Origin of the sequence: Streptomyces sp. NPDC006602, assembly GCF_042870385.1 — a bacterium.
GTDB lineage: Bacteria > Actinomycetota > Actinomycetes > Streptomycetales > Streptomycetaceae > Streptomyces.
The window spans coordinates 458515-483664 of the sequence record NZ_JBIAHG010000003.1; the positions used below are offsets into that span (position 1 = coordinate 458515).

The following is a 25150-nucleotide window of genomic DNA, read 5'->3' on the forward strand; positions in this document are numbered from 1 at the left end:
CGTGGCCCTTTTCGCATGCCCGAGAACAGTCCCACAGATTGACAGTGGATAATTTTTGAGAGTTACTCTCATTTCATTGCTACTGTCACTGAACTTCTCGAGGTAGTACAGCCCGATCCCCGCCGCTGGTGGTGCCCTCGCCGCCCTCGTCGCGAGCATGCTCATCCTCGGCACGACGCCCTCGGCACCGGTCTGCGGCTGCTGCCGATGATGGGCGGACTGATGGTCGCCGCGCGGAGCGCGCAGCCGGTCGTCGAGCGGTTCGGTTCGCGTGCGGCTGTCAGCGCGGGCCTGGTGGTGCTGGCCTTCGCCGCGCTGCTCGGCAGTCGTACGACCGTCGACTCCGGCTCCGGCTTCACCGCGCTGTGGCTCTCGATCGCCGGCGTCGGCTGCGGTTTCTCGGTCGTCCCGGCGATGAACGGCGCCCTCGGCGCGCTGCCCCGCGACCGGGCCGGCTGGGGGTCCGCCACCAAGAGCGCCGAGACCCCGGACATGGCTGACGCCGAGGTCGATGCCCGACAATGACCCTCATGACGCCCGCACGCACCACTCCCCCCACCGACCGTCCCCAGCTGGGACTTCGTGAGCGGAAGAAGATCAAGACCCGGACGGCGATCCGCGACGCGACGTACGCGCTGATCGAGGAGCAGGGGTACGACGCCACGACGATCGAGCAGATCGCCGAGCGCGCCGAGGTGTCGCCGTCCACGGTCTTCCGGTACTTCCCCACGAAGGAGGACATCGTCCTCACGGACGAGTACGACTCGATCCTCCTGGAGGAGCTGAAGGCCCGGTCGGCGGACGAGCCGTGGCCGGACTCCCTGCGGTACGTCATGCGCAAGACCATCGGCCTCGGAGCGGCCCAGGAGCCCGAGGTGACCCGGGTGCGGTCCCACCTGATGGTCCAGGTGCCCGCCGTGCGCGCCCGCATGATGGAGAGCATGTCGGTCACCGGCAGGCTCCTCGCCTCGGCCGTCGCGGCCCGCACCGGTCGCCCGGAGGACAGCCTCGAGGTGCGGGTCTACACGATGTCCCTGATCGGCGGCCTCGCGGAGGTCTCCCTGTACTGGGCCGAGAACGACTTCCGCGACGACCTCCCCGACCTCCTCGACCGCGCCCTGGACGTCGTCGAACACGGCCTCACCCCGGAAAGGCCCTGAGGCCGGCGCCGGGGGTCATGACATCCTGATCCGGTGACCGCAGCACCGGAGATCCACGTCGCATTCGCCCCTGAACTCACCCTGTTCGTCCCCCAGGGACGACGGTCCGGCGCCACTCGGGTCGCCACCGACGGCGTCTCCACCCTCGGCCATGTCGTGGAGTCCCTCGGCGTCCCGCTGACCGAGGTCGGTTCGCTGGTCGTGGACGGCCGTGAGGTCGCCGTGTCGCACGTCCCGGCGGCGGGCGAGTCGGTGCGCGTACGCCCCGTCGAACGCCCCCAGCAGGTCCCCGGCGCTCCGCTGCGCTTCCTCCTCGACGTCCATCTCGGCACCCTCGCCCGACGGCTGCGGTTGCTCGGCGTCGACACGGCGTACGAGTCGACCGACATCGGCGATCCCGTCCTCGCCGCCCGCTCGGCGGCCGAGCGGCGCGTCATGCTCAGCCGGGATCGGGGCCTGTTGCGCCGCCGCGAGCTGTGGGTGGGGGCGTTCGTCTACAGCACCCGCCCCGAGGACCAGCTACGGGACGTCCTGGACCGGTTCCGCCCCGAGCTCAGGCCCTGGACCCGGTGTACCGCCTGCAACGGGCTGCTCCGGGAGGCCACCAAGGAGGAGGTCGCCGACCAGCTGCAGGGCGGGACGCAGCGGACGTACGACCTCTTCGCGCAGTGCCGGGAGTGCGGCCGGGCGTACTGGAAGGGCGCGCACCACGAGCAGCTTGAGGCCATCGTGGAGCGCGCCCTGGAGGAGTTCGCGGGCGACCGCTGAGCGGCGTGACCGCTAGCTCTTCTTCTTCACGTCACCCTTTCCGCAGGCGATCCCGTCCTTGTTGCGGTCGAGCCTGAGCGGGTCGTCCTTGCCGTTGACCTTCAGGCGGCCGTAGTGGTTCGCCTTCAGCCAGCCGCAGCGGGCGGCCGTCGTCTTCTTGACCTGGTCCGGGAACACGGTCGGCACACAGACGTTGATCGAGCCGTAGTGCCGGTCGCAGCCGGAGATGGCCGGGCTGACCTTCTGCGAGGTCTTCTTCGTGCCGGGCTCGGTGACGGCGCCCTCGAGCGAGTCGGCGAAGGAGTGGATGTGCGCCGAGGCGGAGGTGGCGCTGAGCGCCGCCGGACCCTGGAGGTGCACCCACTTGGCCACCGACGGCACGCCGTTGGCGTCGACCGCGAAGAGCATGTACCAGCCGGGCGGGGCCAGGTTGGGGTTGCTCGTCACGTTCAGGTCGACGTTGTTGCCGTCCACCGACAGCGGCAGATCCACGAACCGCTGGTTGGGGTCCGAGGAGTGGGTGACCGCGGCCGGACGGATCAGCTCCGCCTTGGCGATGGGCCGGTCGACAGTGATCCGCTGGGTGTCGCCGTAGTTCCACTCGGTGTCGATCACCGAAGTGATCGACGGGCGCGTGCCCTTGAGCAGATAGGGCGGGGTGTAGATCGACACGTTGTGGTTCCAGGTGCCGTTGCCCGGGTTGTCGCCGGTCGACATCACCCGGCCGTCGGGCAGCAGGAACGACGACGAGTGGTACCCGCGTGCCTGGGGGTCGGCGGCCACCGGGTCGAAGGTGTTGGTCCCGGGGTCGTAGATGGACGACTCGAAGACCGGGTCGGCCCGGTTGTGCAGCGCGCCGCCGGTCTCCAGCACCTTGCCGTCAGGCAGCAGTACGGCGGAGACGTACATCTTGCCCTGGTTGCCGGTCTCGGCCACCTTGCCGTTGCCGAGGTCGACGGTGCCCTGCGGCAGCGGGGGCCCGGCGACGTACGACGGGTTCGCGGCCTTGAGGTCGATGATGTCCGTCAGGCGGTTGCCGTCCGGGTTGGAGTCGATGTTGCCGCCGCCTAGGGTGAGGACCTTCTGGTCCTGCGCCGGAGGCAGCAGCACGCTCGCCGACTGGTCGCGCTCGTCCTTCTTCTGCAGGCCGGGGACGGACGTGACCGTGTTGGCGTTGTAGTCGTAGATCGCCGAACCCGTGCCCGGGATGTTGTTGCCGAAGACATGGCTGCCCGTGTAGAAGAGGCGGCCGTCCTGCATCAGGACCATCGACGGGTACAGACCCCAGTACGACCAGGTCTGGTTGACCTTCCACAGCGGCTGCCACTGCTGCTCGGCGTCCGACCAGTACTCGGCGGTCACCGAGCCGGTCGAGTCCTCTTTCAGCCCGCCGAAGGAGATGACGTCACCGTTGCCGAGCTCGGTCGCCGACGGGTACCAGTGGCCGTCGTTCATGTCGTTGGTCTTGCCGTACGTCTCGGTGACCGGGTCGAAGATGTACGAGTCCTTGAAGCCCTCGTAGCCGTGCCCGCCCGGGACCGGGTACGCCTTGTTGCCGCTCATCACCAGCACACGCCCGTCCTGGAGCTGGACGTGCCCGGAGCAGAACATGTCCTTCGGAGTGGGGATGACCTTGTACGTGCCATTGACCGGGTCGTACACCGCCGAGGTGAACGTGCCCGCGTTGAACTGCTCCTCGCTGTTGCCGGAGCCCGCGATCAACAGCACCTTGCCGTTGTTGAGGACCACGGAGTGCATGGAGCGGACGGGGTTCTGCGTGGGCAGCACCGTCCACTTGCCGTTGGCGCACTCCTCGGCCGTGCTCGTGCAGGCGGCGGGCGGGACCGGGTCGGCGACCTGGTCCATCGTGTAGTCGTCGGTGGTGACCGAGCCCGTGCCGTAGACGGAGACGCCCCAGGTGATGCGGTCGGTGCCGACGGGAACCGCCGGGGTGCGCACCGCGGCCTGGGACCACGTGGAGGACATCTCCAGCGTCTTCAGGTCGGTCCAGTACTGCCAGCCCGCGGTCGCGTCGTGCCGGAAGAGCGTCAGCGACGTGTCCGGGGTGGTCGACTTGTACCAGAGCCCGAGGTCGTACTGCTTGCCCGCGGTCACCGTCGGCGCGCATTCGGCGGTCTCGGTGATCAGCGCCTTGCGGTCACCGTTGACGCGGCGCGTGAGCGCGACCTTCATGGCCTTGGAGCCGGAGTGGGCGTCGGAGGTGGTGGTGAAGGTGAAGTCGTTGTCGCCCCAGCCGGACTTCTCCCAGCAGTACGGCATGTCACCGCTGCCGGCGGTCTCGAAGCCGGCGTTCTTGACCAGGTTGGCGGCGGAGGCAGTCTGCGGTGACGTGAGGAGCAGGCCGGCGGTGAGCGCGCCGACCCCGACTAGGGCGGTTCTTCTTCGATATCTGGTCAGTACACGTCTGTTCACGCGGCTCTCCTTGCGGTAGTTCCGCTGTCGAGGCCCCCGCGGCCCCTTCGCGGCAGATAGACCAGCGCTTCGGTCCCCAGGAAGCGCAGGACGAAGGTCGTCACCAGGGCGAGCGCGGTCGCGGACAGCGCGCTCATGTCAAAGCGGTGGACGAAGAAGGCGATCAGCGGGATCCGCAGCACCAGATCGGCGTTGGCGAGCAGCGCGAACCTGCCGACGCGGTCCCACCACTGCCGGTGCCGGCGGCGGTCGCGGAACAGCAGGTGCTCGATGAGCACGAAGTTCCAGGCGACGCCGAGCTGGTTGGCGAGGACCTCCGCCGCCAGGTAGTGCATGCCGACCGCGGTCAGCGCCCACAGGCCGAACAGGTTCGGCACGAATCCCGTAGCGCCGATCAGGCCGAAGCCGACCATGCGGGCGACCGGCGAGGCGGAGCGCAGGCCGACCAGGTGGCGCAGGAAACGCAGGCCCTCCTGGGCACTCGACTTGGACTCCCCGGCGAACCGTTCCTGGAAGACGAACGGGACCTCGCTCACCCCGCGCGGACGGCTGCGGACGGCCAGTTCGAGGAGGATCTTGTAGCCGAGCGGCTGGAGCACGTCGGCGGTGACCGCGCTGCGCCGGATGGCGAAGAACCCGCTCATCGGGTCGCTGATGCCGCGCAGCCTGCGCGGGAAGAGTGACTTGGTCAGCCAGGTCGCGGCGCGCGAGACGGCGACCCGGTAGTTGCCCGCGAGTCCGGCGCGGCTGCCGCCCTTGATGTACCGGGAGGCGACGACGAGACCGGCGTTCGCCCGCTCGCCGGTGGCCACCAGCTCCGGTATCAGGGACGGCGGATGCTGGCAGTCGCCGTCCATGACGACGATCCAGCCCGAGCCGGCCGCCTTGATGCCCTCGACGACCGCGCCGCCCAGCCCGCCGACCGGCTCCTCCCGGTGCAGGACGGTCACCGGGAAGGGGCAGTCCTTCGCGGCCTCGTGGATGACCTCGGGGGTGTCGTCGGTGGAGTCGTCCACGAAGACGACCTCGCAGGGCAGCCGGGACGGCACCGACTCGGTGATCTGGTGCAGCAGTTCGCGGATGTTGGCGGACTCGTTGAAGGTCGGGACGACGATGGTGACGGCACCCGGCTCGGGCACCTCCGCGGCCCGTACGGCGGGATCCCCCAACTCACCGGGGGCGGTGTACTCCTGCGTCATCGTGCGCCTCCGGAGGTGTCCTGGATGTGCCGGATCTCGATCCGGTCCTCGCCGGTGCCGAAGACGGCGACCGGCGTCGAGTGCTGGATGGCGGCCTTGACGTTGGGCAGGTCGACCGCGTCCCGCCGTACCGTCGGGGAGGCCACGACGTAGTCGATGTCCTTCCAGCCACCCGGCATGGTCTTGGTCACCGCCGGGTCGAGGTCTGCCTTGTAGAACCAGATGACGCCGAGCCCGGGCCGGTACCCGGCGTGCACCAGGTCCAGCCACATCGCGTCGTCGACGAGGACCCGGGTGTCCTCGGGGTCCTCCACCTCGGTGCTCAGCCACTTCGAGGCGGCCTGGTAGGGCGCGTTGGCGTTGGCGGTGACGGCGGTGTGGTCACCGTCGTACCAGCGCGGTACGACGTAGGCGCCGGCGGCGACGGCGAGGACCGCGGCGAGGGCGTACCGTCCGCCCGTCTTCCACTGCCGCTCGTCGGGGCGCCGCCACCTGCGCAGCACCGCGTGGGTGACGGAGGCGGTGCCTCCGGCGAGGACGAGGGCGAGGAAGGGCAGCGCCTGGATGACGTACATGGCGGGCAGGTAGCCGTTGGGCCGCAGGGCCAGGGCGGCGAGTATCGCCACCGTCAGGGCGGGTCCGGCCAGGGCGCGGGCGGTGACCGACCAGCGCCAGGTGGCCAGCAGCAGGAGGGCGCCGGCGAGGCCGCCGAGGGGCAGGACCCGGTCGTAGTAGAGCCACGACTGGAAGACGCCGTGCGAGCCGGAGCCCTGGTCGAGGATGAAGCCCGAACCCGGCCGGGTCATCTGGTAGGTGACGCCGTCCCAGAGGGAGACGTGCCCGCCGCCGGGCAGCAGCTCGCCCTTGAGGAGGGCGAAGAGGGGGTACGAGAAGCCGATCAGCGTGCAGGCCGTGATGGCGCCGGTGAGCGCGAACTTCCGGGTGTCGCGGTGACTGTGCCGCCACATGGTGAGCAGCAGCGCCGGCAGGATGACGAGCATCGTCTCCTTGGTGAGGACGGCCGTGGCGGCCGCGATGCCGGCCCCGAAGTGGTGCCAGAGGTGGCGGCTCGGGGAGGCGGCGAGGGTGAACGCCACGAGCGTCCACATCACCGCGAGGTTGTCGAGGAAGATCTCCCGCTGCAGGACGACGGAGAGCGGCGAGAGCCCGAAGAGGACCATGCCGAGTGCGGCGGCCCAGCGGGGCAGGGACAGGCGCCGGCCGAGGACGTAGACCAGCACCGCGCTGATGCCGCTGATCACCAGCATCGTCGCGCGCATCGAGCCGACCGTCATCGACCCGGGGCTGATCATCGACGGTATCCAGGTCAGCAGGGCCATCTGGATCCAGCCGAGCGGCGGGTGGTCGTACCAGTAGGTGTAGTGGGCGAGGCCCTTGCCCTCCTGGACCGCCCAGGCCTGGGCGAGGTAGGTGCCCTCGTCGTCGCTGAGCGTCGGGTAGTCGGCGATGTTCCAGCCCTGCACGACGAGGATCGCCACCAGGAGGAGACCGCAGAGCAGGAGGTCGGCGCGGGAGGAGCGGAGTCGGCCGGGCGGGGTTGTTCGACCGGCCGAACCGGTTTCAGGCACAGGCTGCCGCTGCGCGGGGACCTGGGGAGCGGTCACCGCGGAAAGGGTGGAGGTCACGCAGGGACGTCCTCTCGGGTCACTTCGGACGGTGTGAGATGCGCGCCGACATGAGTGGTCAACTCCCAGTCGTTACGGCCGCGATGCTCACGCCAGACGGCGCGGACCGCGGCCCCGGCGAGGAGCACCTGGTAGAAGGGGCCGCCCACGACGAGCTTGAGGTAGTGGACGAAGCGGACGCGGAGCCCGTACTGCTTGCCGAAGTCGTGCAGTCCGACGAGCTCGAAGACGAAGGTGACCAGGGCGGTCACGGCGGGGAGGAAGGTGACGAAGGCGATGCTCACGGGCACGTCGAGGAAGAGCGCGATGGCCACGTTGAGCGGGATGATGACGCCGGTGAACGCCTGCATGAACGGCGTCATGAGGGTGTAGCGGGCGAGCATCCGCTGCCCGAATCCCGGCAGTTGCTTCCAGTCCTTCTTCCGGTACACCTGGAGGAAGCCCTGGTTCCAGCGGGTGCGCTGCTTGAGCAGCGACATCAGCGAACCGGGGGTCTCCTCCTTGGTCACCATGTCGGAGTCGTAGGCGACGACGACCTTCTTGCCGACGCTGGACAGGCGCACGCCCAGGTCGCAGTCCTCGGCGAGACAGTCGGGGTCCCAGCCGTCGGCTTCCCTGAGGACGTCGGTCCGTACGAAGACGGTGTTGCCGCCTAGCGGGATGAACCCTTTCTGCGCGTGCAGGTGCAGCCGGGAGCGGAACCAGAAGAAGTACTCCAGGCAGTTGCGCAGGCTGTACCAGCTGGAGTGGAAGTTGATCAGCTGGACGCCGCCCTGCACAACGTCCGCCTTCGTCGTCCGGAACGCGTGGTCGACGTGGGCGAGCAGCTCCGGGTGGACCTGGTCCTCGGCGTCGAAGACTCCGACGACGTCGCCGCGGCAGTGCGGCAGCGCCGTGTTCATGGCCTTCGGCTTGTTCTTCTTCGCATGGGTGTCGACGACGACCCGCACGCGCGGGTCGCGCTCCGCGGCGTCGCAGGCGACCGCCGTGGTCTCCGGATCGTCGTGGCCGACGATGATGATGATCTCGAAGTCGGTGTGGCTCGACTCCAGCAGCCGCTGGATGGTGTGGTCGAGCACGGCCTGCTCGTGCCGGGCCGGAACCAGCAGCGAGAACGACAGGCTCTCCCCGCCGTCCGGTCTGTCGAAGCGGGTGGAGGCGAGCACTTCGGGCGTACGCCACGCGTGCATCTGCCACCACAGGGTGAAGGCCGCCATCCAGAACAAGGCCAGCGAAATGGCAGCGATGAGTACAGACGTCAGCAACAGATCCCCCCAGATCCCAAACCCCGTCGCGACGGAATGTCCCCTCCGCCACGTCACTGTGCAGAATTTAGGTGGGAACTGTGAAGCCCAGGAACTCCCCTGATAAATAACGTGTTTCGGAACGGTGCGGTGACTTCCGGGACGTATCCGAGCACATGGTCACGTTCGGGTGACGGAAGCATGTATTCCTCTTCCGTTTCAGCCGCTCAGCGTCGTACGCAACCGTTCGGGATCGGTCGTCGGAGCGTCACAGGTGAAGTTACGGCAGACATACGCGGTCGGTTCACCGTTGACCAGCGGCCGGTCCGCGAGGAGAGGCAGCTCGTCACTTCCGGGGGTGCCGACGGCGACGACCGCGCCGGGGGCGGTACCGAGAAGTGCCGTACGGTGCAGGGTCCTTGTGCCTTCGTCGTCCAGGCTCGAACCCACGATCGCCACCTCGCGCGGCCCGTCGAGCAGCGCCTCGGCGACGGCCAGCCCCCAGCCGATGAAGCGGGGGACGCGCGGGCCCAGGGCCTTGACGACGCCGAGTGCCTTCTCGGCGGCGGTGCGGTGGGGTGCGGCGCCGGTCTGGGCGGCGTAGCTCAGCAGGGCGCCGGCGGCGGCGGTCCAGCCGGACGGGGTGGCGTTGTCGGTGGGGTCCTGAGGCCGGCGGATCAGCTTCTCGGCGTCGGCGGCGGTGTCGTAGAGGCTGCCGGAGTCGTCGGTGAACCGCGTGAGGACGTGGTCGAGGAGGAACCCGGCGAACTCGAGCCACACGCCCTCGCCGGTCACGGAGGCCAGCGCGAGGAAGCCCTCCGCCACGTCGGCGTAGTCCTCCAGCACCCCGGCGTTCGCGCCGACCTGCCCGTCCTTGCTGGTGCGGGCGAGGCGGGCATGCTCGTCCAGATGCAGCCGTACGAGGAGGTCGGCGGCTCCCAGCGCGGCCTCGACCAGGTCGGGACGGTCGAAGTAGGCGCCGGTCTCGGCGAGCGCGGCGATCGCCAGCCCGTTCCAGGCGGCGACGACCTTGTCGTCGCGGCCGGGTGCGGGGCGGTCGTTCCGCTTGTGAAGAAGGCGCTCGCGGATGGAAGCGATGCGGTCGGCGTCGAAGACCACGTCCTGCTGCGGGAGTTGGAGGACGGAGGAGCCGTGCTCGAACGTCCCCTCCTCGGTGACGCCGAAGTACTGGGCGGCCAGCTCGGCGTCCTCGTCCCCGAGCACCTCGCGGAGCTGCCCGGGCGTCCACACGTAGTAGACGCCCTCGACATGCTTCCCGGTCCCGTCGTCGCTGTCGGCGTCGAGCGCGGAGGAGAACCCGCCCTCGTTCGTCCGCAGTTCCCGCACCATGAAGTCGGCGGTCTCCAGGGCGACCCGGCGGGCGAGCTCGGAGCCGGTGGAGCGCCAGAGGTGCGCGTAGACGCGGCACAGCAACGCGTTGTCGTACAGCATCTTCTCGAAGTGCGGCACGATCCAGTCGCGGTCGACGGAGTAGCGGGCGAACCCGCCGCCGAGCTGGTCGTAGATGCCGCCGCGGGCCATGCGCTCACAGGTGCCCTGGGCCATCTGCAGGGCGCCCTCGGCCCCCGTCCGCGCATGGTGGCGCAACAGGAACTCGATCACCATGGACGCGGGGAACTTGGGCGCCCCGCCGAACCCGCCGCGCTGCGGGTCGTACTCCCGGGTCAGCCCGAGCAGCGCCGCGGCCAGCTGCTCCTCGCCGGGTGCCTGGCTGTCGCCGTAGGAGATCTCGCGACCCGCCAGGTCCCGCACGATCTTCCCGGCGACCTCGGCGACCTCGTCCCGCCGGTCGGTCCAGGCGCTGTGCACGCCCTCCAGGACCTGCCGGAAGGAGGGCATGCCCTGGCGGGGGGCGGGCGGGAAGTAGGTTCCGAAGTAGAAGGGCTCGGCGTCCGGCGTCAGGAACACCGTCATGGGCCAGCCGCCCTGCCCGGTCGCGGCCTGCACGGCCTCCATGTAGACGGCGTCCACGTCGGGACGCTCCTCGCGGTCGACCTTGACGCTGACGAAATGGGCGTTGAGGTAGTCGGCGGTCTCCTGGTCCTCGAACGACTCGTGCGCCATCACATGGCACCAGTGGCAGCTCGAATAACCGACGCTGAGCAGCACGGGCACGCCCCGCTTGCGCGCCTCCTCGAAGGCCTCCGCCGACCACGGCCACCAGTCGACGGGGTTCTCGGCGTGCTGGAGGAGGTAGGGGGACGTCTCATGGGCCAGTCGGTTCGGCATGGTGTCCATCCTGCCGCAGTACCCGGTCTGTCCGGCGGCAGGCGTCTCCCGGAGGGTGATGCCGAGTTTTCCCGGCGCGTTCGACAAGGCGATCGAAGCCCGTCGCCCTCTCGCCCCGAGGCCCCGTCCGCAGCACACTTGACCAAGGAACGACCAAGGAACCACGGAGTAAGAGTCGTTGCCGCGGAGGGGGACATGACATGCGGGACAGTCATCGCGCGGAGGCCGAGCGGTTGCTGGCGCGGGCCGTGGAGGAGGAGGTACGCCGGTCGGGCGGGCGTACCGACGGGGCCGTGCTGCTGTCGCGGGCCCGTGCGGCGTTGGACTCGATGGCGCAGACGGCCGCCGAGGAGTACGAGGCGTACACCCGCGCCCTGGAGGAGTCGGAGGCCGGCCGGCTCACCTTCGGGCAGCGCTACGCGCGCGAGGGCGGCGGAACTCCGTTGCTGGTGGCGGGCGTCGCCGCGGTCGCGGCCACCGTCGCCGACCTGGCCCTCCGCACCGGCGCGAACACGGCGCTGGCCGCCGGGGTGACCGTGGGGGTGGTGGGCGCCGCGGCGACGGTGGTGAAGGTGGCCGGTTCGCATCTGCCCGCCGCACACCACCGCGCGGGCGCGATCAGCCAGCCCGGCGGCCCCGAACAGCTGCGGTTGCAGTGGCTGACGGCCCTCGAAGTACGCGGCATCCGCCCCTACCTCGACCAGCAGCGGGTACGGAACGCCTCGACCGGACCGAAGCGGACGGGTCCGCGGCTGAAGGGCACCGACAAGAGCGCGGCGGCCCGCGGACGGAACGTGCTGGAGCAGTCGTTCGGTCAACTTCCCGAGCCGGCGGGCTCCTTCGCGGGCCGCCGTCAGGAGATGGCGCGGATCCGGCAGTGGGTGCAGGCGGCCCGTGCGAGCACCGAGACCCGGCCGACGGTCGTCGTCCTGCACGGGGCGCCCGGCAGCGGTCGTACGACACTCGCGGTGCGCGCCGCCCACGACCTGAAGGACTACTTCCGCGGCGCGTGCGTCGTGGACCTGCGCGGCGACACCGCGGACGAGCAGCCGCTGTCCACCCGCGACGCGCTGCTGCACCTCCTGAACCGTCTCGGCGCACCCCGCGAACAGCTGCTCTTCCGTGAGCGTTCCTCCGCGGACCAGCAGGTCAAGCGGCTGAGCGAGCTGTACCACCAGCATCTGACCGGCCTGCCCGTCACGATCGTCCTGGACGACGCCTCGGACCCCGAGCAGGTGCGCACCCTCGTTCCCGAGCGCTCCGACAGCCTGGTCCTGGTCACCGCCCGCGAGCCGCTCGACCTGCCCGCCGACCTGGCCGCCTGGGTGCACGAGCTGCCCGTCGAGACCCTGGACCCCGCCGGTTCGGAGGAGCTGCTGGGCTCGGCCGCACAGGACACCACCGGTCCCTACGACGCCGAATCCGCCGACCGGATCAGCCAGTTGTGCGGCGGCCTGCCCCTCGCCCTGCGCATCGCGGGCTCCTCGCTCGGCCCCCGCTCGGCCCGCCAACTGGCCACGGACCTCGCCGCCTACGGCCCGGTCGAGCCCGCCGAGAGAGTCCTGTGGCTGCGCTACACCGACCAGAGCGACACCGCCCGCCGGCTGCTGCGCCGCCTCGCCCTGGCCGGCCGCGCCTCCCTCGGCGCCGCCGCGGCCGCCGCACTGCTGGCCACGGACGAGACGGAGGCCACCCGCCACCTGGTCGCACTGGCCCGGGCGGGCCTCATCGACCACGTCCGCGGCAGCCGCTACCGACTGCACGACGTGGTCCGCGCCTTCGCCCACGCCCGCCTCCTGGACGAGGAGGAACCCTCCGAGCGCACGGCGGCACAGGAACGCCTGATCGTGAACTACGCCGACCTCGCGGACTCGGTGCTGCGCCTGGTCGACGGCAACATGTCGACCCGCTCCGACCGCTTCAGCCCGCACGGCTTCCACTCCCTCGACGAGGCTCTGCGCTGGCTCGACGACGAGTCGAGCTTCATCACGGCGGCACTCAGGCAGGCGGAGGGCGTGAACCAGGGCGCCGTGCTGAACCTGCTGGGCGCCCTGTGCGACTACTGCCTGCTGCGCGGCGACCTGTACCGCCTGGGCGAGATCAGCGAGCTGGCGCAGGCGGTCGACCAGGGCCTGCTCGTCCGCTCGGTGCAGTGGCGCACGGGCATCGCGGCGCGGCAGCTGGGTGAGCTGGACAAGGCGCGCACGACGCTGACCTCGGTGGTGGACCTCTATATGGAGGCCCACCACGACGCGGGCGCGGCCCGGGCCCTGTGCTCGCTGGGCATCACGCTCCACCACCAGGGGAATCTCACGGAGGCGGCGTCGAAGCTGCGCGAGGCCCTCGACCTGCAGTCGGCCCCCGAACTGGCCACCGACCGCGCCTGGACGATGCACGCGCTGGCCGCGGTCGAACGCGACCGCTCCAGACTGGCCGAGGCCATGGACCTGCTGACCCAGTCCCTTCTCCTGCACCGCGCCGGCGAGTCGGTCCACGGCGAGGCCTGGGCCCACTTCCAGCTCGGCCAACTGGGCCTGCGCATGGGCGACGTACCGCGCGCCGAGCAGGAGCTGCGCACGGCCCTCGACCTGTACGGCCGTACCCGCGACGCCCGCGGCGAGGCCTGGGCCCTGACCCAGCTGGCCCGCGCCCGCCTGGTCGCCGGTGACGCGTCGGCGGCGGTCGACGGGCTGCGCCAGGCGGCGTCCCGGCACCGCGACAACGAGGACGCGCGCGGCGAGGCGTGGACGGTGTACTACCTCGGCCAGGCCCTGGAGGAGACCGGCAACCTGGACCTGTCGGTCCGCGAACTCGAGCGTTCCCGCACGATGTTCTCCCGCATCCGCGACGTCTACGGCCTGGCCTGCGCCCGCCACCACTCGGCACGCGTGACCCGCGACCAAAGGGCGGCGCAGACCGGGTCGCTGCGGAACTCCGGCTTCGCCCGCCAGCTCCTGGTCGACGCCCGCGCCGACTTCCAGCGCATCGGCGTCGCCCACGGGGAGGCGTGGACGTGCCTGGAGCTCGCGGTCGTGGACGCCGGCAACGCCCGCACCCCCCAGGCCCTCGCCCTGTGCGACGAGGCGGTGGCGCTGTTCACCTCGTACGGGGACCGGCGGGGCGAGGACTGGGCCCGCTTCCTGCGCTGCACGCTGCTGCCGTACGCCGCCCCGGGTGGCGTGGACGTCGGTACGGCCGTGGCACAGGAGGAGCTGGCGCAGCTGGGGCGGGCGGGGCATCCGGCCCGGGACGAGAAGCTGGACGACTACGTGGAGGCGTATCAGCTGCTGCTCGAGCGCGGGGTGAACCTGGAGGCGGGCTGGCAGGCCTGGCGGCTGGGAATGGTGCCGGGGAGGCATGCCCGCGAGGTGATGGGGGTCGCGGTGGGGGCAGGGGCCTGAGCGACGCCCCGCCGGCGCGGTCTCCGGGCCGCTGCGCGACACGCACTACGGGAAGGGGTCCGCCCGCCGGAGACCGGTGGGCGGACCGTCAGCCCTGCTTCGCCCCGGGCCCGGCGGAGGTGTCCTCGGACTCTGTCCCCGCCTTCGCCCGCGCGTCCGGGGTCTCCTTGAAGTCGACCTTGCCCATGTGCTTGCTCATCGACTTCATCAGGGCCCACACCGCCAGGGCCATCGCCGCGAAGACGATGAAGCCGAGGACGCCGGGGGTGACCTTGTCCTCGTCGACCTCCTTGGCGAAGGTGACGAGGTGTGTCATTGCCAGGCTTGTGCTTGCGCTCATGTCAGGCATTGTCGCGGATGCCCGCAAAGAGGTCGTCCTCGGGGAGGGAGGTATCGACGAGAGACTTCGCGAGCTCGTACTCCTCCGTCGGCCAGACCTCCTTCTGGATCTCCATCGGGACGCGGAACCAGCCGCCGTCGGGGTCGATCTGCGTGGCGTGCGCGATCAGTGCCTTGTCGCGGATCTCGTAGAAGTCGGCACACGGGACGTGCGTGGTCAGGATCCGCTCGTCACGCTGGAACTCGTCCCAGCGCTTGAGCCAGTCCCCGTACGGCGACTCCATGCCGCGCTCCAGCAGCGCGTTGTGCAGCGCCTCGGTGCGCGGGCGGTTGAAGCCCTGGTTGTAGTAGAGCTTCCGCGGCTGGTACGCCGGTCCGAACTCCTCCTCCGGGTACTTCTCGGTGTCCGCCGCGCCCTCGAACGCCACCATCGAGATCTTGTGGGTCATGATGTGGTCGGGGTGCGGGTAGCCGCCGTTCTCGTCGTAGGTGGTGATCACCTGGGGACGGAAGGAGCGGATCTGCTTCACCAGCTCGCCGGCCGCCTTGTCGACGTCCTCCAGGGCGAAGCAGCCCTCGGGGAGCGGAGGCAGCGGGTCGCCCTCGGGGAGGCCGGAGTCGACGAAACCGAGCCACTCCTGCTTGACGCCGAGAATCTCGCGGGCCTCGTCCATCTCCTTCTTGCGTACCTCGTGGATGTGCTCCTCGATGTACTTGTCGCCCTGGAGCTTCGGATTGAGGATGGAGCCGCGCTCCCCGCCCGTGCAGGTCACGACGAGCACGTCCACCCCCTCGGACACGTACTTCGCCATGGTGGCCGCGCCCTTGCTCGACTCGTCGTCGGGGTGGGCGTGCACGGCCATCAGTCGCAGCTGGTCAGTCAAGACTCAATCCTTGTAAGTCGGCGCCCGGTGTGAACGGGCATTCAATTGGTGTCGTCCCTCAGGGACGTCGCTGAGGGACGTCCCTGAGGGGTGGCGGGTCGGGCGGCGGGCGGGGCCTTCTATAGTGACCGAATCGGAGGGCCAATAATTCCGGGGCCCACACTTCGGGAGCCCTGCCCGAGAGGATGACCATGAGCACGGCGAGCACGCGACTGCCCGAGGGCCGTTACGGCCGCTCCTCGGACGAGCGCGCCGACCACAGGCTCAGGATCGCCGGTGCCGTCCTCGCCGCCCTGCTGCTCGCCCTCGTCGGCTACTTCGCGTACCACTACGTCGGCCAGAACAAGATCAGCGCCGAGGTGATCACGTTCGAGCCCGGGAAGGACGCGGTGCAGGTGCATCTGGAGGTCCGCAAGGACTCCGGTGCGAGCGGCTACTGCACCCTGCGCTCCCAGGCGGAGACCGGCGCCGAGGTGGGCCGTGCCGACTTCCACTTCGACGGCGACGCCACCCGCATCGACAAGGTCGTCACACTGCGCACGACGTCGCCGGGCACGACGGCCGAGCTGCTCGGCTGCCACGCCGACTGAGGCCGACCGCGATGCGCGGGCGCTGACCTGCCACGACGGGATTCTGAGGCTTATGTCCTCCCCCTTGGGCCGCTGAATTGTTAGGCTCGTGGTTTCGCCCATCCGTGAAGGAACATTCTTCTGGGTAGGGCGATGCTTTGTATTCCCAGTACCTACGAGGAGCACCTGTGACCCAGACCAGCGAGAACGTCACCTGGCTGACCCAGGAGGCGTACAACCAGCTGAGGGCCGAGCTGGAGTACCTGTCTGGTCCTGCGCGCACGGAGATCGCCGCCAAGATCGCGGCCGCGCGCGAGGAGGGGGACCTGCGCGAGAACGGCGGGTACCACGCGGCCAAGGAGGAGCAGGGCAAGCAGGAGCTCCGCGTGCGCCAGCTGACCCAGCTCCTGGACAACGCCAAGGTCGGTGAGGCCCCGGCCTCCACCGACGGCGCGGTGGCGCCCGGCATGGTCGTGACGATCGCCTTCGACGGTGACGAGGACGACACGATGACCTTCCTGCTGGCCTCGCGCGAGTACGCGAGCTCCGACGTCGAGACGTACTCCCCCCAGTCCCCGCTGGGATCCGGCGTGATCGGCCACAAGGTCGGCGAGGAAGCGCAGTACGAACTGCCGAACGGCAAGAAGGCCTCGGTGACGATCCTCAAGGCCGAGCCCTACAGCGGCTGACCCGGTTTCCCCGCACGTCCTTGGCCATGCCCCCGGCGCCTGCTGACGCCGGGGGTGTCGTCATGCCGTCTCAGGCGCCCGTCATGTCGTGTCAGGCCGTCGCGGACCGGTACTTGCGTACTGCCAGGGTCCTGAAGATGGCGATGATCAGGACCGAGTAGAGCAGCGAGGCCCACACGGGGTGCTGCATCGGCCAGGCGTCCGAGGTCGAGACCCCGGGGTTGCCGAAGAGCTGGCGGCAGGCCTGGACGGTGGCGCTGAAAGGGTTCCAGTCGGCGACGTGCCGCAGCCAGGGCGTCATCCGGCTGGAGTCCACGAACGCGTTCGAGATGAACGTCACCGGGAACAGCCAGATGAGTCCGCCGGAGGTGGCCGCCTCGGGCGTGCGCACGGACAGGCCGATCACCGCGCCGATCCAGGTGAACGCGTAGCCCGCCAGGAGCAGCAGCCCGAAGGCGCCGAGGACCTCACCCACGCTGGTGTGGGTCCGCCATCCGACCAGCAGGGCGACGACGGCCAGCACGAACAGGGTGAGCGCGGTCTGCACCAGGTCGGCGAGCGTCCGCCCGGTCAGCACCGCGCCCCGCGCCATGGGCAGGGAGCGGAACCGGTCGATGAGCCCCTTGTGCATGTCGTCGGCGATGCCCGCGCCGGCGCCCGCGGTGGCGAACGTGACCGTCTGCGCGAAGATGCCCGCCATGAGGAACTCGCGGTAGACATCGGGCTCGGTGGTGCCACCGATGTTCATCGATCCGCCGAAGACGTAGCTGAACAGCACCACGAACATGATCGGCTGGATGAGCCCGAAGATGACCATCTCCGGGATGCGGGACATCCGGATCAGATTGCGTTTGGCGACGACCAGCGAGTCGCGGATCGACTGGGTGACGGGGTTGGTGGGCGCCGTGATCCGCACGGCGTCGGTGACGGCACTCACTTGGTGGTCTCCTTCTTGTGCCGGCGGTCCTTGGCGTCCTTGGTGTCCTTGGTGTCCGCGCCGTTCTGCTCGTCCTTGGCCTCCGCCACATGGCCCGTCAGGGAGAGGAAGACGTCGTCGAGGGTCGGGCGGCGCAGGCCGATGTCGTCTATCTCGATGCCCCGGACGTCCAGTTCGCGGATGACCTCGGCGAGGAGCTTCGCGCCGCCGGTGACGGGCACGGTGAGCTTGCGGGTGTGCTCCTCGACGGTGGTCTCGCCCTTGCCGAAGCCGGCCAGCACCTCGCGGGCGGTCGGGATGTGCTCGCGCTCGTGCACGACGACCTCGACGCGCTCCCCGCCGGTGCGGGCCTTGAGCTGGTCGGAAGTGCCGCGGGCGATGACCCGGCCTTGGTCGACCACCGCGATGTCGTGCGCGAGGTGGTCGGCCTCTTCGAGGTACTGGGTGGTCAGCAACAGGGTCGTACCGCCGGAGACCAGCTGTTTGATGACCTCCCACAGCTGCTGGCGGTTGCGCGGGTCGAGGCCGGTGGTCGGCTCGTCCATGAACATCACGGGCGGGGACACGACGAGCGCCGCGGCGAGGTCGAGTCGGCGGCGCATGCCGCCCGAGTAGGTCTTCGCGGGGCGGTCGGCGGCGTCCGTGAGGTGGAACTGCTCCAGCAGTTCCTCGGCCCGGGCCTTCGCGGCCTTGGCCTTCATCTGGTAAAGCTGGCCGACCATCTGGATGTTCTCGCGGCCGGTGAGGTATTCGTCGACCGCGGCGAACTGGCCGGACAGGCCGATCGAGCGCCGTACCTCGTTGGGCTGCTTCAGTACGTCGAGGCCGGCGACGACCGCCTTGCCGCTGTCGGGGCGCAGCAGGGTCGTCAGACAGCGGACGGTGGTCGTCTTGCCCGCGCCGTTCGGCCCGAGCAGGCCCAGCACGGTGCCCTCGGGGACATCGAGGTCGACGCCGTCCAGAGCCCTTACGTCGCCGAAGGTTTTGACCAGGCCTTCGGCGTAGATGGCGCCTGGCATATGAGTCTCCACGTCGTTGAGGAAGCTTCGTAAAGCCTAGGATGTACGTCTTGTTCCGCCGGGTGGGTGAACCGGCGCCGAGCGAGTGGCACGAGACACACCATAACGCGATGTATCGCGTCCCTCAATGGACTTACCCGATCGGGTGACGAAGAGTCGTCCGACCTCAGCCGATGACCGTGTAGCCCGCGTCGCGCAGGGCGTGACCGACCTCGGCGCAGTGCGCCGGACCCTTGGTCTCCAGATGCAGCTCGACCTCCGCCTCCGTGAGCCCGAGCCGAGGATCGGTCCGTACGTGGCCCACATCGAGGACGTTAGCGTCCACCACTGACAACACCCCGAGAAGCGTCGCGAGGGCGCCGGGACGGTCCGTCAGCCGGAGGCGTACGGCCAGGTAGCGGCCCTGTGCGGCCAGACCGTGGGTCAGGACGCGCTGCATCAGCAGCGGGTCGACGTTGCCGCCGGACAGCAGCGCCACGACCGGCCCCTCGAAAGAACCGGGGTCGCTCAGCAGCGCGGCGACCGGGCTCGCCCCGGCCGGCTCGACGACCAGCTTGGCCCGCTCCAGACACAGCAGCAGCCCGGTGGACAGCTCGTCCTCCGTCACCGTGCGCACCTCGTCCACCAGCTCGCCGATGATCCCGAACGGCACATCGCCGGGCCGCCCGACCTTGATGCCGTCGGCCATCGTCGCCGGGTTGTCGATCACCACCGGCCGCCCGGCCGCCAGCGAGGGCGGGTACGCGGCCGCGCCCGCCGCCTGCACGCCCACGATCCGCACGTCCGGCCGCAACGTCTTCACCGCGATCGCGACTCCGGCCGCGAGCCCGCCCCCGCCGATACCCACGACGATCGTGCGCACCTCGGGGCACTGCTCCAGGATCTCCAGGCCGACCGTGCCTTGACCGGCGATAATGTCAGGGTGGTCGAACGGGTGGATGAACACCGCGCCGGTCGCCTCCGCGTACTCCTGCGCGGCGGCCAGCGTCTCGTCGACCACCTGCCCGTGCAGGCGCACCTCGGCGCCGTACTCCTTGGTGGCGCTGATCTTCGGCAGCGGGGCGCCCTTCGGCATGAACACCGTGGACCGCACGCCGAGCAGCGACGACGCCAGCGCCACGCCCTGGGCGTGGTTGCCCGCGCTCGCGGCCACCACACCGGCGGCCCGCTCCTCGGGCAGCAGTCCGGCGATACGGACGTACGCGCCGCGCAGCTTGAACGATCCCGTCCGCTGGAGGTTCTCGCACTTGAAGTGAACCGGCGCGCCCACCAGCTGGGTCAGGTGCCGGCTGCCCTCCATCGCGGTCACCCGCGCCACGCCCGAGAGCATCTTCTGGGCGCCGCGCACGTCGTCGAGCGTCACCGGCGGCACGGAGGGGGCCTCACGGTAGTTCATGACTCAAGTCTCGCAGTTCACACGCGCGGACCGCCGCTGTGACCAACCTCCGAGACCGGTTTGCGCAGCCCCGGTACGGCCCGCCTCCGGGCCGCGTACCCTGTCCCCCAATCCAGCACCCCCTTCACGAAGTGAGCCCCCGGCCATGCCCACAACACCTGAAATGTCGATGGACATGACGACCGTCGGTGACAGCGGTCTCCTCGACACGCTGCAGCACGAGGTGGCGGTGTTCGCCCGACGTGCCGAACAGACCCGGCTCGGCGGCGTGGGGCAGGTGCGCAACTCCATGGACCGCGCCGCGTACCTGCTGCTCAACCGGCTCGACAAGGAAGGCCCGATGGGCGTCAAGGCGCTCGCCGCGAGCATGGGGATCGACTCTTCGACGGTCACCCGGCAGGTGGCCCCACTCGTCGACACCGGGCTCGTCAAGCGGACCTCTCACCCCGAGGACGGGCGCGCGGTGGTGCTCCAGTTGTCCCCGCGCGGGCTGTCCCGCCTGGAGGAAGTGCGCTCGTCCCGGCGTCAGTTGATGGCCGAGCTGACACACGACTGGGCGCCCGAGGAGCGCGAGACGTTCTGCACGCTCCTCACGCGCTTCAACACCGCCCTCTCCGCCCGGATGGCGACCCAGGACGTACCGGACGGGCCGTCGGCCTCCTGAGCGCCCACCAGGGGCACACCGGGCCCACCGGCGCGATGCTCTCGGCCGTGCGCGGCTCTTGACCAACGGGCCGCGCCTGGCCTCATATGAGATCGGGTCCCAGTCGTACACGGCTTCGCATGCCGTAGGCGGCCGGACCCGTTCCCCTCAGGGTCGCCCTCAGGCGGGAGGCGCGATGCGGCAACGGCAAGCGGCACAGGACGCCCGCCGGGCCCGGGAGTTCGAGGCGTTCGTCGCGGGCGCGGCCGGGCGGCTGCTGCACGCCGCCACGCTCCTCACGGCGGAGGAGCCGCACGACAACCCGCGCGCGCGGCGCCTGCTGACGCTGGCCCTGGCGCACACGTACGCGTGCTGGGACCGGCTGCGCGGCGAGGACCCCTACGACCGTGCCCGCCAGTACCTGGCCACCCGCTTCGCGCGCGGCGCGTGGCACCAGTACGGGGGCCCGGTCCGGGCCCGCCGGCAGCCGGCCGGCGCCCTGGCCCGGCTCACCCCGCAGGAACGTCTGGTCCTCGTCCTCAGGTTGTACGAGGGCGTCGCCGAGGAGCAGGCGGCTGCCCTCCTCGGCCTCCCCGTGGAACGCGTCCGCGCTCTCTGCGAACGCGCGACGACGACCCTGCTGCATCCGCCCCGTGGCCCGGCGCCGACGGTGGCCGGGGCGAGGGTGGCACCGTCATGAGGCGGCCGCATGACGTGGACCCGGCGCGAGTCGGCGGCCCGCGGTGGCCCGGCATCCGGAGGCGGACATGAACCGGCCCCAGCGGGAGGCCACCGCACGGCGGATCATGGAGCGGTCGGTGCCCTCCGTGCCCCCGGAGCTGTACGGGGAGGTCGTGCGACGCGGCGGCCGCATGCTGCGCCGCAGGAGGGCCGCCCGGCGTCTGCTGTGGCTGCTGCTCGCCACCGTGATCGTCGCCTTCGTCGTGTGGGCGCTGATGGTCGAGCCCTGGGTGGAGCCGCCGTCGGAGACGACCCCACCGCTCACCGGCTGGTGAGCCCGGCAGGCACCCGGGAGGCGAGGACTCAGCCGAGCGCCTGCTGGAGGTCCTCCAAGAGGTCCTCGACGTTCTCGATGCCCACGGACAGGCGTACCAGGTCGGCGGGCACCTCCAGGGCCGAGCCTGCCGCGGAGGCGTGCGTCATGCGTCCGGGGTGCTCGATGAGCGACTCGACGCCGCCCAGGGACTCGCCGAGCGTGAACACCTTGGCGCGGTTGCAGACCTCGACGGCCGCCTCCTCGCCGCCCGCGACCTGGAAGGAGATCATGCCGCCGAACGCCCGCATCTGCTTGGCGGCGACCTCGTGACCCGGGTGGTCGGGCAGACCCGGGTACAGGACGTTCGTCACGCGCGCGTGCCGGCTCAGCATGTCGGCGACCTTGGTGGCGTTCTCGCTGTGCCGGTCCATGCGCACCGACAGCGTCTTCGTGCCGCGCAGCACCAGCCACGAGTCGAAGGGCCCGGCGACCGCGCCCATCGCGTTCTGGTGGTACGCCAGCTCCTCGCCCAGCTCCGGGTCGCCGACGACCAGGGCGCCGCCGACGACGTCGGAGTGGCCGCCCATGTACTTCGTCAGCGAGTGCACCACGACGTCCGCGCCGAGCGACAGCGGCTGCTGCAGGTACGGCGTGGCGAAGGTGTTGTCGACGACGAGCCGCGCACCCGCGTCCCGGGCGACCTGGGCGACGACGGCGATGTCGGTGATGCCGAGCAGCGGGTTGGAGGGGGTCTCCACCCACACCGCCTTGGTCTTCGGGGTGATGGCGGCCCGTACCGCGGCCGGGTCGCTGGTGTCGGCGACCGACCACTCCACGCCCCACCGGGAGACGACCTTCGCGAAGAGACGGAACGTGCCGCCGTACGCGTCGTTGGGGATGACCACGTGGTCGCCGGGGCTGAGCAGCGTACGCAACAGGCAGTCCTCGGCCGCCAGTCCGGACGCGAACGCGAGCCCGCGGCGGCCGCCCTCCAGGGCCGCGAGGTTCTCCTCCAGGGCCGTCCTGGTCGGGTTGGCGCTGCGGCTGTACTCGTAGCCGCCGCGCAGGCCGCCGACGCCGTCCTGCTTGTAGGTCGAGACCTGGTAGATCGGCGGGACGACCGCGCCGGTGAGGGGATCCGCGGTGTTGCCCGCGTGGATCGCGAGGGTCTCGAAGTGCTGACTGATGTGCCTGTCGCTCATGGGCACCGAGCGTAGTGCGCTGGCGGGGCAGATGCCGGACGCCGAGGTCGGCGGGGCCACGGAGGGGAGCCGCGGACGCTTTCCACAGGCCCTCGGCGGGAGTTTTCCACAGGCCGCCGACCGGGTTCGCCAATTGTCGGAGGCGTCTGGAACCCTTGAGACATGGAAATTCTCTGGGTCCTGATCGCACTGGTCATGCTCGGCTTCGTGCTGCTCCCCTTCACGCGGCGCAGGCGCGGCATGATCGAGCAGGTCCCGCCCGGCCACCCGGATGCGGCGGACCCGGCGAACTACGGCTTCCTGCAGCAGGAGGAACTGGACGTCCGGATGCCCGGTCCCGACCAGGATCTGGTGGACGTACTGGATCTGGTGCAGCGCACCCAGGACCACCGGGCGGCGGCCCAGCTCCTGGCCGGCACGGAGGCCGCGGGCGAGCTGCGCTGGCAGCGCGTGCAGGCCTTCGCCGGCGCCGCCTCGCTGGAGCTGAGCTTGCGGCCCGGCGGGGTCAGCGAGACTCCGGGCGGGCAGTGGCTGCGGGTGTGGCGGGCCGAGGCGCCCAAGGACGCGGGCGGCGCGGCTGTGCACGCGGAGTTCCTGGTCCAGCAGGCGTGGCGGACGTCGACGCCGGGCACGGACGAGTTCCGGATCATCATGGAGGAGGCGAAGGCCGCGGTCGGTGACGCGGCTCTGCTCGCCCCGGGCGACCCGATCCCGTACATCATCGAGCTCTCGGTGGCGCGCGGCCTGGCGTACTCCCAGCCGGAGTTCGAGCAGCTCTGGCTGAAGATCCTGGACCGCGCCCCCAACCACATGGGGGCGCATCTGGCCGCCCTGCACTACTGGTGCGAGAAGTGGCACGGCTCGCGCGAGCAGGCGTACGGCTTCGCGGAGGCGGCCGCGGCGAGAGCGCCCCGGGGGTCCCTCCTGGCGGCCATGCCGCTCTTCGCGGTCTTCGAGCACCTTCCCGAGGTGAACCTGGTCAGCGGCTTCTACCAGAGCGAGGTCGTGACCAAGGCGATCCACGGCGCGCTGCACGCCGTCCACTCGGCCCGCGCCGACGACCCGATGCTGGCGCACGTCCGCCATCTGCTGGTCTTCTTCCTGGTCCGCGCCGAGCGCTGGGCGGAGGCGATGAGCCAGCTCATACACATCGACGGCCATGTCGGCGCCCTCCCCTGGACGCTGTCCCCGGACCCGGCCGCGGAGTTCGCGGTCTACCGGGCGCTGGCGGTGGCGGGCTACGAGGCGAACGGGGGCAGCCCGGCGACGCTGCCGAACTGAGGGCGTCCGCGGCTCCGAGAAGCCGGCCCGCGAGTTCGCGTCGCGGACCCGGCCCACCCGCGCCTGCCGGAAGTGCGCCACCTGCCGGCCTTCTACCTGTGCCTGCAGGACCGGGACGAGGCGGCCGTCGAGCAGTTCCGCCTGGTGGACAGGTACGTCGGCACCCTCCCGTGGCGCTACCGCGGTGACCCGGCGGGTGAGTTCTGCCGGATGAGCGACCTCAGCCTGGCGAACGTGGACGAGACGGCGTCGGGCTGACGACGCCGGGCCGGCATTCGGGGCGGCCCGGAACCACCTGCGAGCAGGCGCTCCAGGACCGCCCGGAGCCGACGTTCTCGGTCCCCGGCCGTCCGGGTTACTTGACGGTGAAGTCGGCCGCCTTGGTGTCCAGGTTCGTGGTGCCGTCCTGCGCGGTGACCAGGACAGCGACGTGCCAGGCACCGCGCGGGGACGACTCAGCATCGGCTCCGGTGACCTTGACGCTGTAGGTGCAGTGCGCGGTGTCCTCCCCGGAGGGCTTGCAGACGGCCGAGTCAACGTCGGCCATGTCCTTGGCGGTCAGCTTGTTCTTGGCGGAGAACGAGCTCTCCGGCCATGCCAGCACCTTCACGCTCTTGACACCGGAGGAAACCGTGACGTCGGTGGCGAAGGTGAACGAGCCGTCGCGGTCGCCGTCGGGAGCGGTGTAGCGGGCAGTACTGTGCGCCAGCGGCGCAGGCTCCTCCCCGGCGTAGGCGAGAGCGAAGGCACCGGCGCCACCGAGGACAACGACACCGGCGGCCACGGACAGAGCAATACGTCGGGACATGAGAATCTCCGTAGGCGTCTGAGCTGGATCGGGCCGGCGCCTTTCGACTGCGCCGTTGCACCGATACTCGCCGCCCAAGGGCCGGCCGGGCATGAGCGCAGATACTCAACTCAGCCTGAGTAAGCCCGTACTGCCACCTACGGAGCACATGGCGGCAAGGCTCCCCGGGACGGGCGTCAAGCGCTGTCGGCACCCTTCGTCCACAGCGGGGCACCGCCGGTCCCGGCGGCGCAAGCGCGGCCCTGCTGCGGAGTCTCGGCCAGTCAGCCTCCGCCTTCCGCCGGG

General features: G+C 70.5%; 22 protein-coding genes and 1 pseudogene. 11 read left to right on the plus strand and 12 right to left on the minus strand.

From position 1 onward, the window contains the following. Window positions 1-171: 171 nt before the first annotated feature. The 3 genes and pseudogenes from ACFYO2_RS10855 to ACFYO2_RS10865 all read left to right on the plus strand — a co-directional run. Window positions 172-465 (plus strand): annotated as a pseudogene (locus tag ACFYO2_RS10855) (MFS transporter); the annotation flags it as partial. 65 nt (window positions 466-530) lie between these two features. Beyond that, window positions 531-1160, plus strand: a complete 630-nt coding sequence (locus tag ACFYO2_RS10860; protein WP_388347040.1) for a TetR/AcrR family transcriptional regulator — start codon at window positions 531-533, stop codon at window positions 1158-1160. 33 nt (window positions 1161-1193) lie between these two features. After that, window positions 1194-1928: a Mut7-C RNAse domain-containing protein gene (locus tag ACFYO2_RS10865; protein ID WP_388347041.1), complete on the plus strand. Its 735-nt coding sequence runs from the start codon at window positions 1194-1196 to the stop codon at window positions 1926-1928. A gap of 12 nt (window positions 1929-1940) precedes the next feature. On the opposite strand, the gene ACFYO2_RS10870 is transcribed toward ACFYO2_RS10865, so the two are convergent. The 5 genes from ACFYO2_RS10870 to ACFYO2_RS10890 form a co-directional block, all read right to left on the minus strand. Then, complete coding sequence (locus tag ACFYO2_RS10870) at window positions 1941-4346, minus strand: galactose oxidase-like domain-containing protein (protein WP_388347573.1); 2406 nt, start codon at window positions 4344-4346, stop codon at window positions 1941-1943. A gap of 11 nt (window positions 4347-4357) precedes the next feature. Then, window positions 4358-5560, minus strand: coding sequence for a glycosyltransferase (locus ACFYO2_RS10875; protein ID WP_388347042.1), 1203 nt, complete (start codon window positions 5558-5560; stop codon window positions 4358-4360). Continuing rightward, a complete protein-coding gene (locus ACFYO2_RS10880) occupies window positions 5557-7206 on the minus strand; it encodes an ArnT family glycosyltransferase (protein WP_388347044.1) in 1650 nt (549 codons plus the stop codon). The genes ACFYO2_RS10875 and ACFYO2_RS10880 overlap by 4 nt, the downstream gene beginning before the upstream one ends. Next, on the minus strand, window positions 7203-8471 hold the full coding sequence (locus ACFYO2_RS10885; protein ID WP_388347046.1) for a glycosyltransferase: 1269 nt from the start codon (window positions 8469-8471) through the stop codon (window positions 7203-7205). Before ACFYO2_RS10885 ends, ACFYO2_RS10880 begins: the two co-directional genes overlap by 4 nt. A gap of 198 nt (window positions 8472-8669) precedes the next feature. Beyond that, window positions 8670-10700: a thioredoxin domain-containing protein gene (locus tag ACFYO2_RS10890; RefSeq protein ID WP_388347048.1), complete on the minus strand. Its 2031-nt coding sequence runs from the start codon at window positions 10698-10700 to the stop codon at window positions 8670-8672. A 200-nt stretch (window positions 10701-10900) separates the two neighbouring features. Between ACFYO2_RS10890 and ACFYO2_RS10895 the strand changes: the two genes are divergently transcribed. Further along, window positions 10901-14101: a tetratricopeptide repeat protein gene (locus tag ACFYO2_RS10895; protein WP_388347050.1), complete on the plus strand. Its 3201-nt coding sequence runs from the start codon at window positions 10901-10903 to the stop codon at window positions 14099-14101. A gap of 88 nt (window positions 14102-14189) precedes the next feature. Here the strand turns inward: ACFYO2_RS10895 and ACFYO2_RS10900 are convergent, their stop codons facing one another. After that, a complete protein-coding gene (locus ACFYO2_RS10900; RefSeq protein WP_388347052.1) occupies window positions 14190-14450 on the minus strand; it encodes a hypothetical protein in 261 nt (86 codons plus the stop codon). Beyond that, window positions 14443-15303 carry a mycothiol conjugate amidase Mca gene (gene mca, locus ACFYO2_RS10905; RefSeq protein ID WP_388347575.1) on the minus strand — a complete coding sequence of 287 codons (861 nt, stop codon included), beginning with the start codon at window positions 15301-15303 and terminating at the stop codon, window positions 14443-14445. Before mca ends, ACFYO2_RS10900 begins: the two co-directional genes overlap by 8 nt. 212 nt (window positions 15304-15515) lie before the next feature. On the opposite strand from mca, the gene ACFYO2_RS10910 reads away from it, so the two are divergent. Both ACFYO2_RS10910 and greA read left to right on the plus strand, forming a co-directional pair. Continuing rightward, on the plus strand, window positions 15516-15914 hold the full coding sequence (locus tag ACFYO2_RS10910) for a DUF4307 domain-containing protein (RefSeq protein ID WP_388347054.1): 399 nt from the start codon (window positions 15516-15518) through the stop codon (window positions 15912-15914). A gap of 167 nt (window positions 15915-16081) precedes the next feature. Next, the gene (gene greA / locus ACFYO2_RS10915; protein ID WP_388347056.1) at window positions 16082-16582 is read left to right on the plus strand and encodes a transcription elongation factor GreA; all 501 of its coding nucleotides are present in this window, start codon (window positions 16082-16084) and stop codon (window positions 16580-16582) included. A gap of 91 nt (window positions 16583-16673) precedes the next feature. On the opposite strand, the gene ACFYO2_RS10920 is transcribed toward greA, so the two are convergent. The 3 genes from ACFYO2_RS10920 to ilvA form a co-directional block, all read right to left on the minus strand. Then, on the minus strand, window positions 16674-17519 hold the full coding sequence (locus tag ACFYO2_RS10920) for an ABC transporter permease (RefSeq protein ID WP_388347057.1): 846 nt from the start codon (window positions 17517-17519) through the stop codon (window positions 16674-16676). Continuing rightward, window positions 17516-18538: an ATP-binding cassette domain-containing protein gene (locus tag ACFYO2_RS10925; protein ID WP_388347059.1), complete on the minus strand. Its 1023-nt coding sequence runs from the start codon at window positions 18536-18538 to the stop codon at window positions 17516-17518. Before ACFYO2_RS10925 ends, ACFYO2_RS10920 begins: the two co-directional genes overlap by 4 nt. 166 nt (window positions 18539-18704) lie before the next feature. After that, complete coding sequence (gene ilvA / locus ACFYO2_RS10930; RefSeq protein WP_388347061.1) at window positions 18705-19934, minus strand: threonine ammonia-lyase; 1230 nt, start codon at window positions 19932-19934, stop codon at window positions 18705-18707. Between the two features lie 163 nt (window positions 19935-20097). Between ilvA and ACFYO2_RS10935 the strand changes: the two genes are divergently transcribed. The 3 genes from ACFYO2_RS10935 (at window position 20098) to ACFYO2_RS10945 (ending at window position 21593) form a co-directional block, all read left to right on the plus strand. Further along, window positions 20098-20598, plus strand: a complete 501-nt coding sequence (locus tag ACFYO2_RS10935) for a MarR family winged helix-turn-helix transcriptional regulator (RefSeq protein WP_388347577.1) — start codon at window positions 20098-20100, stop codon at window positions 20596-20598. Between the two features lie 175 nt (window positions 20599-20773). Then, window positions 20774-21277, plus strand: a complete 504-nt coding sequence (locus tag ACFYO2_RS10940; protein ID WP_388347063.1) for a sigma factor-like helix-turn-helix DNA-binding protein — start codon at window positions 20774-20776, stop codon at window positions 21275-21277. A gap of 67 nt (window positions 21278-21344) precedes the next feature. Next, a complete protein-coding gene (locus tag ACFYO2_RS10945; protein WP_388347064.1) occupies window positions 21345-21593 on the plus strand; it encodes a hypothetical protein in 249 nt (82 codons plus the stop codon). Between the two features lie 28 nt (window positions 21594-21621). On the opposite strand, the gene ACFYO2_RS10950 is transcribed toward ACFYO2_RS10945, so the two are convergent. Next, window positions 21622-22776: a cystathionine gamma-synthase gene (locus tag ACFYO2_RS10950; RefSeq protein ID WP_388347066.1), complete on the minus strand. Its 1155-nt coding sequence runs from the start codon at window positions 22774-22776 to the stop codon at window positions 21622-21624. Between the two features lie 162 nt (window positions 22777-22938). Here ACFYO2_RS10950 and ACFYO2_RS10955 point away from each other — a divergent pair, with 162 nt between their 5' ends. Next, window positions 22939-24057: a hypothetical protein gene (locus ACFYO2_RS10955; RefSeq protein WP_388347068.1), complete on the plus strand. Its 1119-nt coding sequence runs from the start codon at window positions 22939-22941 to the stop codon at window positions 24055-24057. Between the two features lie 72 nt (window positions 24058-24129). Then, window positions 24130-24315 (plus strand): hypothetical protein, encoded by a 186-nt coding sequence (locus tag ACFYO2_RS10960; protein ID WP_388347070.1) that lies wholly within the window; start codon window positions 24130-24132, stop codon window positions 24313-24315. Between the two features lie 97 nt (window positions 24316-24412). Here the strand turns inward: ACFYO2_RS10960 and ACFYO2_RS10965 are convergent, their stop codons facing one another. Next, window positions 24413-24865 (minus strand): DUF5707 domain-containing protein, encoded by a 453-nt coding sequence (locus ACFYO2_RS10965; protein WP_388347072.1) that lies wholly within the window; start codon window positions 24863-24865, stop codon window positions 24413-24415. Window positions 24866-25150: the final 285 nt, after the last annotated feature.